The organism is Kitasatospora sp. NPDC058406 (genome assembly GCF_042722765.1).
Classification (GTDB): Bacteria; Actinomycetota; Actinomycetes; order Streptomycetales; family Streptomycetaceae; genus Kitasatospora.
Genome location: NZ_JBHXKE010000352.1, coordinates 1 through 6,997, shown reverse-complemented (window position 1 = coordinate 6,997; position 6,997 = coordinate 1). Strand labels below are relative to the sequence as shown.

Annotated in this window: 6 protein-coding genes; 4 read left to right on the top strand and 2 right to left on the bottom strand. The window is 75.4% G+C overall.

The genetic code is table 11. The features are described 5' to 3' along the window. The coding region (locus ACFWOG_RS38190; protein ID WP_380364104.1) for an NUDIX domain-containing protein at positions 1 to 396 on the top strand (396 nt) is incomplete at its 5' end. A gap of 84 nt (positions 397 to 480) precedes the next feature. Here ACFWOG_RS38190 and ACFWOG_RS38185 read toward each other — a convergent pair. Next, on the bottom strand, positions 481 to 1,656 hold the full coding sequence (locus tag ACFWOG_RS38185) for a serine hydrolase domain-containing protein (RefSeq protein ID WP_380364102.1): 1,176 nt from the start codon (positions 1,654 to 1,656) through the stop codon (positions 481 to 483). 214 nt (positions 1,657 to 1,870) lie between these two features. Here ACFWOG_RS38185 and ACFWOG_RS38180 point away from each other — a divergent pair, with 214 nt between their 5' ends. Then, positions 1,871 to 2,038: a hypothetical protein gene (locus ACFWOG_RS38180; RefSeq protein WP_355401085.1), complete on the top strand. Its 168-nt coding sequence runs from the start codon at positions 1,871 to 1,873 to the stop codon at positions 2,036 to 2,038. On the opposite strand, the gene ACFWOG_RS38175 is transcribed toward ACFWOG_RS38180, so the two are convergent. Next, positions 1,987 to 4,713 carry an AAA family ATPase gene (locus ACFWOG_RS38175; RefSeq protein WP_380364100.1) on the bottom strand — a complete coding sequence of 909 codons (2,727 nt, stop codon included), beginning with the start codon at positions 4,711 to 4,713 and terminating at the stop codon, positions 1,987 to 1,989. The two genes, ACFWOG_RS38180 and ACFWOG_RS38175, sit on opposite strands and share 52 nt — an antisense overlap. Positions 4,714 to 4,859: 146 nt before the next feature. On the opposite strand from ACFWOG_RS38175, the gene ACFWOG_RS38170 reads away from it, so the two are divergent. Together ACFWOG_RS38170 and ACFWOG_RS38165 are read left to right on the top strand one after the other, a co-directional pair. Beyond that, positions 4,860 to 5,237 carry a nuclear transport factor 2 family protein gene (locus ACFWOG_RS38170; RefSeq protein ID WP_355401089.1) on the top strand — a complete coding sequence of 126 codons (378 nt, stop codon included), beginning with the start codon at positions 4,860 to 4,862 and terminating at the stop codon, positions 5,235 to 5,237. 176 nt (positions 5,238 to 5,413) lie between these two features. Beyond that, the gene (locus ACFWOG_RS38165) at positions 5,414 to 6,850 is read left to right on the top strand and encodes an MFS transporter (protein WP_380364097.1); all 1,437 of its coding nucleotides are present in this window, start codon (positions 5,414 to 5,416) and stop codon (positions 6,848 to 6,850) included. The last annotated feature ends 147 nt before the right edge of the window (positions 6,851 to 6,997 follow it).

Genomic DNA, 6,997 nt, shown 5'->3' with positions numbered 1-6,997 from the left:
CTCGTCGCCACCACCTACCGCTCCGGCCTCATGCTCCCCGGCGGCAGCGCCGAAGCCGACGAACTCCCCCACCTCGCCGCCCGCCGCCACACCGAAACCGAAACCGGCCTCGTCCTCCCCCTGCGCTCCGTCCTCGCCACCGACTACGTCGACGCCCGACACCTCCCCGAAGCCGTCAACTTCGTCTACTGGGGCGGCCGACTCACCCCCGCCCAGGAATCCACCGTCGCCCGCCACCGCCCGCCCCACACCATCACCGCCGTCCACTGGCTCCACCGCGCCCAACTCACCGACGCCATGACCCCCGACCAACACCACCGCACCACCCAGGCCCTCGACGCCCTCGCCCGAGGCGCCCACCTCCCCTTCCTCCTCCGCGGCATCCCCGCCGAGTAGCCCGCGCCACCGGCGGGCGACCCACCCGGACACCCGGCTACCGGCGGGCGGTCGGCCCGGGCGAGTCTGCGGAGGGCGACCGCCTCAGCCGCACAGGGCCGCCGTCTGCACCTGCGCCGCACCCGGGCCCAGCGGGACGGGCACCTCGTCCTTCAAGTCCGCGCCGAGGTCGTAGACGTTGAGGGCGAGGACCAACTGCCGCTCACCGTCGACGGTGCTGAACGACAGGCTCATGAAGCCGGGGCCGCCGCCGTCGGTCGCCCAGGTGCTGACCTGTTTGGCGTCCGGACCCGTGCCGCAGGTCACCTCCCTGCGCTGCACGCCCAGTCCGTACGCCGGCCCGCCCGTGAACTTCACCGTGGTCAACAGCTCACGCTGCTGGGCCGGGCGCAGCAGCTTGCCGCCGAACAGGGCCCGGTGGAACCGGGCCAGGTCGTCGACGGTGGAGATCATGGCGCCGGCGGTCCAGTCGTACGACGGGCTGAACCGGGTCACGTCGCGGCCCGCGAGGTCGTACCCGTGCAGGTGGGGGCCGCGGATGTCCGGGTCGGTCACGGGGAAGGAGGTGTTCCTGAGGCCGAGCGGGACGAGGATCCGCCGGTGGATCTCGGAGGGCGCGCTGTGGTGCGTGACCGCCTCGATCACCAGCCCGGCGAGCAGGTAGTTGGTGTTGGAGTACGCCCAGCCGCTCCCGGGCGGCGTGAACGACGGCGCGTGCCGGACTGCGCGGGCGATCACCTCCCGCGGGGTGTAGACGTAGCCCCACTCGTGGCGCTCCAGGTAGGGGGCGAAGAACTCCGGCTCGTCGGTGGGGTCGTAGATGCCCGAGGTGTGGTTGAGCAGCTGCCGGACGGTGATGGCGTTGCCGTCGTTGCCGTTCCCGCCGACCACGCCGGGCAGCCACTTCTCCACGCTGTCGTCGAGCGAGAGCCGCCTCTCGCCCTCCAGTTGCAGGAGCACCGTCGAGACGAACGACTTGGTGTTGCTGGCGATCCGGAACCGCTGGTCCGGTCGGGCCCGCTCGCCGGTCACCGTGTCGGCGAGCCCGGCCGCCGTCCGTGACTCCCGCTCCCCCTGCCTGGCGTACGCGACGGCGGCCGGGAATCCGTCCGCGACCGTCTGTTCGACGGCCGCCCTGAGACCGGCGGGGGGCGCGGCCGACGCCCGTTCCCCCGCAGCGGCGGCAGTCGGGAAGAACCCCGAGACCGCCATCGCGCACGTCCCCGCCAACAGTGCTGCGGCCCCCGCACGTGCCTTCACCGATCACTCCCTTGTCGCTGTCGCCCTGGGTCGTTCGCGCTCCAGCCTGCCGCGCGGCCGCACCGCCGCCCATCCTGCTGACGCCATGATCGACACGGGGGCTGCCCCCACCCCCTGCGGGACGCGAAGGCCAGCTCCCGCTTCACCCGGAAGGTGGCGCTCACCGGCAAGAACGGTGCCGTGGACCTGCCGTTCTCCGATCCCGGGGAGGGCAGTGCCCAAGATCGGAAGCGGGACGGCCGCCGGAGGCGAGAGCCTGCTCACCGCCACCTCCGAGTACAGCGACGACGCCTTCGGCGCGAGTCGCCTCGACGGCGACGGCGTGCTCCCTCAGAACAGCGCGGCCAGCTCCGTCCGCGCGGCGATCCCCAGCTTCGGGTAGGCCTTGTAGAGGTGGTGTCCCACGGTCCGGGGGCTCAGGAACAGCTGCGCCGCGATGTCCCGGTTGGTCAGCCCCGCGGCGGCCAGCCGGGCGATCTGCAGCTCCTGCGGGGTGAGCACGGTGAGCACGCCCGGCGGCGCCCCGGCCGCCGCCGGGGCCGCCCCGCCGGTGGCGGTCAGCTCACCGCGGGCCCGGTCCGCCCACGGCCCGGCACCGAGCCGTTCGAAGGTCTCCAGCGCCACGCCCAGGTGCGGCCTGGCATCCGTTCGGCGCCGTTCCCGGCGCAGCCACTCCCCGTACAGCAGGGCCGTCCTGGCCTGCTCGAACGGCCGGTCGGTCCCCTCGTGCAGCGCGAGCGCGGCCAGGTACGCGGACTCGGCCGACTGGTGCGGCCCGAGCAGCGCCCGGCAGCGCAGCCGGAGCGCCTCCGCCCAGGGCGTCCCCGCCGCCCCCGCCCAGCGGGCGAACCGTTCGTACGGCTCGGCCGCCCGCTCCGGGGCCCCCAGCCGCACGACGGCCTCGACCAGGTCGGGCACCGCCCGGGTGGCGCTGACGTGATGCCGGTACGGCCCGGTGGTGAGCGTGTGCAGCCGGTCGGCGGCGGCCCCCGCCCGCCCCCTCCCGAGGTCCAGCAGGGCGATCCCCCACTGCGCCCAGGGCGCGCCGGCGGCGGGCGCCGGAGAACCGGAGTCGAGCGCTTCGTCGGCCAGCTCCGTGCACCGCTCGTCCGCGCCGCCGAGCGCGGCGACACAGGACAGCAGGGCCGCCAGCTGGCTGGTCCACTGGCGCTGTCCGGTGTCGCGGGCCAGGGTGAGCGCCTCGGTGGCAGTGACCTCGGCATCGCGGTGGCGGCCGTGGAACAGCTCCGCCTCGGCGAGGAAGAACTGGAGCGTGGGCAGGACCCCGACGGTTCCCTTGGCCCGGGCCTCCGCCACCAGCTCGGCGGCCAGTTCGAGGGTCTCGGCGTCCCGGCCGAGGATCAGGGTCGCGCCGCACAGCTGGACCAGGTCGCTCGGGCTCTCCGCACCGGCCTTGCGGGCGGCCTCGACGGTCTCTCGGAGCACCGGCACCGGATCCGCCGGGCGGTCCAGAACGGGCAGGACGGCGGCGGGCAGGTGGCGGGCCAGCGGCGCGAGCGGCTCCTCCGGCGCGAGCGGCAGCGCCGCCAGCCGGTCGAGCACCGTGGCGACCGCCTCCTCGCCCACGTACCAGGCGGGATGGAACGCCTGGAGCAGCATCCGTGCGGCGTGGGCCGGCTCGATGTCGGTGGCCGCGGCGTCGAGCAGCAGCCGGTAGGCGGCCGGGTAGGACCCGCGCCAGAAGTGTGCGACCGCCCGGACCTGGTCCAGCAGAGCGTGTGCGAAGACGCTGTCGGTCCGCGCCCGGGCCCGGTCGGCCAGTTCCTCGGCCTGCGCCAACTTGCCTTCCTCGGTGGCCGCTTCGGCGGCCAGCACGAGCCGCCGGGTGGCTCCGTCGCGGTCCGGGGTGAGCCGGGCCGCGCGCTCGTACGCGGCGGCGGCGCCACCGTGGGCACCCCGGGACTCGGCCCGGACGGCGGCCCGTTCCAGCGCGTCCGCGAGATCGGCGTCGGGACCGGTGGCGGCGAGTACCAGGTGCCAGGTGCGGCGGTCGCCGTCCTCCAGCGCCTCGCCGATCATCCGATGGGCCGTCAGGCGCTGTTGCAGGGGTGCACGTTGGAGGACGGCGGCACGCAGGAGCGGATGCCGGAAGGAGAGCCGGCGGTCGGCGCCGACCGTGACCAGTCCGGCCTGCTCGGCGGGCGCCATCGTGTCGGCGCCGGCCCCGAGGGCGGCGGCGGCCGACAGGACGACGTCGAGGTCGCCGTTCTCCTCCGCGGCGGCGACCAGCAGCAGCGTCTGGGTGGCCGGCGGCAGCCCGGTGACCTGGCCGTGGAAGGCGATCTGCAGCCGACTGGTGAGCGCCAGCCCTCCGGCGTCCGACTCGGCTTCGGTGAAGGGGAGTTCGACGAGGGCGAGCGGGTTCCCGGCGGCCTCGGCGAGCAACCGGCGGCGGACCGGATCGGTGATCCCTCCGGCGGCCCGGGCGTCCAGCAGCCGTTCGGCGTCCGGCCCGGCGAGGCCGGCCAGGCGCAGTTCGGGGAGCCCGGCGAGCGGCAGGGCGTCCGCGCCGCCTGCGGTCGGGAGCGTGTCCCGGGCTGCGAGCAGCAGGGCGACGCCCTCCGCCTGGAGACGGCGGGCGGCGAGCAGCAGCGCGTCCAGCGAGGCGCGGTCCAGCCACTGCACGTCGTCGACGACGCACAACAGAGGCTTGTCGGAGGCGAGTTCGGCGAGCAGTCCGAGGGTCGCCAGTCCGGTGAGCAGCCGGTCGGTGGGCGCACCGCCGCCTTCCCCCAGTCCGAACGCACCCTCCAGGGAGCGTCGTTGCGGAGCGGGAAGGGCGTCCAGCCGGCCCAGCCCCGGCCCGAGCAGCAGGCTCAGTCCGGCGAAGGGGAGTTCGGCCTCGTACTCGACCCCGGTCGCGCGGACCACCCGGAACGCCCGGCCCGCCGTCGCGACCGCGTACTCCAGCAACACGGTCTTGCCGATGCCCGGTTCACCACGGAGCACCAGCACCCCGCTGCGGCCGTCCCCCGCCCCGTCGAGCAGCGCGTCGACCGCGGCCTGCTCCCGTTCCCGCCCGTACAGCGTCCCCATGCCCCCGACCCTACTGGCGCGGCCTACGTAGGCCCCTACCTATCCGTGACGGATTCGCCCGCCGTCCGCCGTCCGTACCTTCGTGATCAGCGGGAACGACCCGCCCCACCGGGGCCGATCGGCCCACCGGACAAGGGAGAAGAACCATGAACGCCATCCAGCCGACCGACCTCCAGCAGCTCGCCGAGCGTTACCTCGCCGTCTGGAACGAGACCGACCCGACCGCCCGCAGGAAGCTGATCGACGAGGTGTGGGCCGAGGACTGCCGGTACACCGACCCGCTGGCCGCGGTCACCGGCCGCGAGGGCGTCGACGCGCTGATCGGCGCCGCCCAGGGGCAGTTCCCCGGCCTGGTGTTCACCCTCGGCCCGGTCGACGCGCACCACGACATCGCCCGGTTCACCTGGAACCTGGGGCCGGCCGGCGCGGAGCCGCTGGTGATCGGCTTCGACGTGCTGGTGGCCGACCCGGAGGGCCGGATCGCCTCCGTGCACGGCTTCCTGGACCGCGTCCCGGGCGCCTGAGCCGCCGTCGTGCCGCCTGCGGGGGCGGCCACACACCCGGTCCGCCCCCGCCACCGCCCCGCCGTCGGCGACCGCTCCTCCCGCGAGCCCCACCTCCACCGCCCCCACCTCCACCGCCCCCGCCAGCGCCTCCCCCCTCCGACGACGCCCCCTCCCGCCCCTGAGGAGCACCTGCCGTGAGCACCGTCCTTCGCACCGCCCCCCGCCCCCGCCCGGGCGGCCCGGACAGCCCGGCCGACGGCGCGGCCCCCGCGCCCCGGGGCCTGCTGCCCGTCGTCCTCACCGCCACCTTCATGACCGCCCTCGACGTCTTCGTGGTCAACGTCGCCATACCCTCCGTCCAGGCCGATCTGAGAGCCGGACCCGCTGCCGTCCAGTGGGTGGTGGCCGGCTTCGGCCTGGCCCTCGCCGCCGGCCTGATCACCGCCGGGCGGCTCGGCGACCGCTACGGGCGCCGCCGGGTGTTCGGCCTCGGCCTGGCCCTGTTCACCCTCGCCTCCGTGGCCTGCGGCCTCGCCCCGACGGCGGGTGCCCTGGTCGGCGCCCGGGTCGCGCAGGGACTGTCGGCGGCGCTGATGGGCCCGCAGGTGCTGGCGATCCTGCGCACCGCGTTCAGCGGGGCCGCCCAGGCCCGGGCGTTCGCGATGTACGGGCTGACCATGGGGCTCGGCGCGGTGTTCGGGCAGCTGATCGGCGGGGTGCTGATCCGCGCCGACCTGTTCGGCCTGGACTGGCGCAGCTGCTTCCTGATCAACCTGCCGGTCGGCCTGGCCGCCCTGGCCCTGGTCCGCCGCTGCCTGCCGGAGTCGCGTGCCCCGCAGCGGCCCGGGCTGGACCCGGTGGGCGTGCTGCTGGTCACGACCGGGCTGACCGGCCTGGTGCTGCCGCTGATCCAGGGCCGCGAGGCGGGCTGGCCGCTCTGGACGTGGCTCTGCCTGGCCGGCTCGGCCGCCGTGCTCGCCGTCTTCGGGGTCCACCAGCACCGGACGGGCCGGTCCGGCTCGCCGCTGGTCGACACCCGGCTCTTCCGCACCCGCGCCTTCACCGCCGGGCTGCTCGCCCAACTGGCCTTCTGGCTCGGCCAGGCGTCCTTCTTCCTCGTGCTCGCCCTCTACCTGCAGCCGGGCCGCGGTCTGGACGCGCTCGGGGCCGGCCTGGTGTTCACCGCGATCGGTGCCGGCTACCTGCTCACCTCGACCACCGTGCACCGTTTCGTGGCCCGGCTCGGCCGGCAGGCGATCGCACTGGGCGGGCTGCTGATGGCCGCCGGACTGGGACTGCTCGGCCTCGCCGTGTACGCGGCCGGGGACACCGGCAGCGTCTGGTGGCTTGCGCCCGGACTGTTCGTGGACGGCCTCGGGATGGGTCTGGTGATCGCCCCGGTGACCTCGACGGTGCTGGCCTGCGTCGAGCCGCGGCTGGCCGGTTCGGCGGCGGGTGTGGTGGCCACCGTCCAGCAGGTGGCCGGGGCGCTCGGCATCGCGCTGATCGGCATCCTCTACTACGGGGCGGCGGACCCGGCCACCGCGTTCGGCGTCAGCGTCGGCGCGCTGGCGGTGCTGGAGCTGCTGCTGGTGGGCCTGGTGCAGCTGCTGCCCCGCCGAACGGCCTGAGCGGACAGCGCGGCCGGGGCCCGGGGCGGGAACCCGATCGGGAAACGGAACACGAACAGGTACGGAAGCGGAAGCGAGGACGTGGCGGAGGAGGGACGGGCGGGCGCGGGGGCGGGAAGGGTCCGCTCCCGGGCCCGCCCCCCGTGC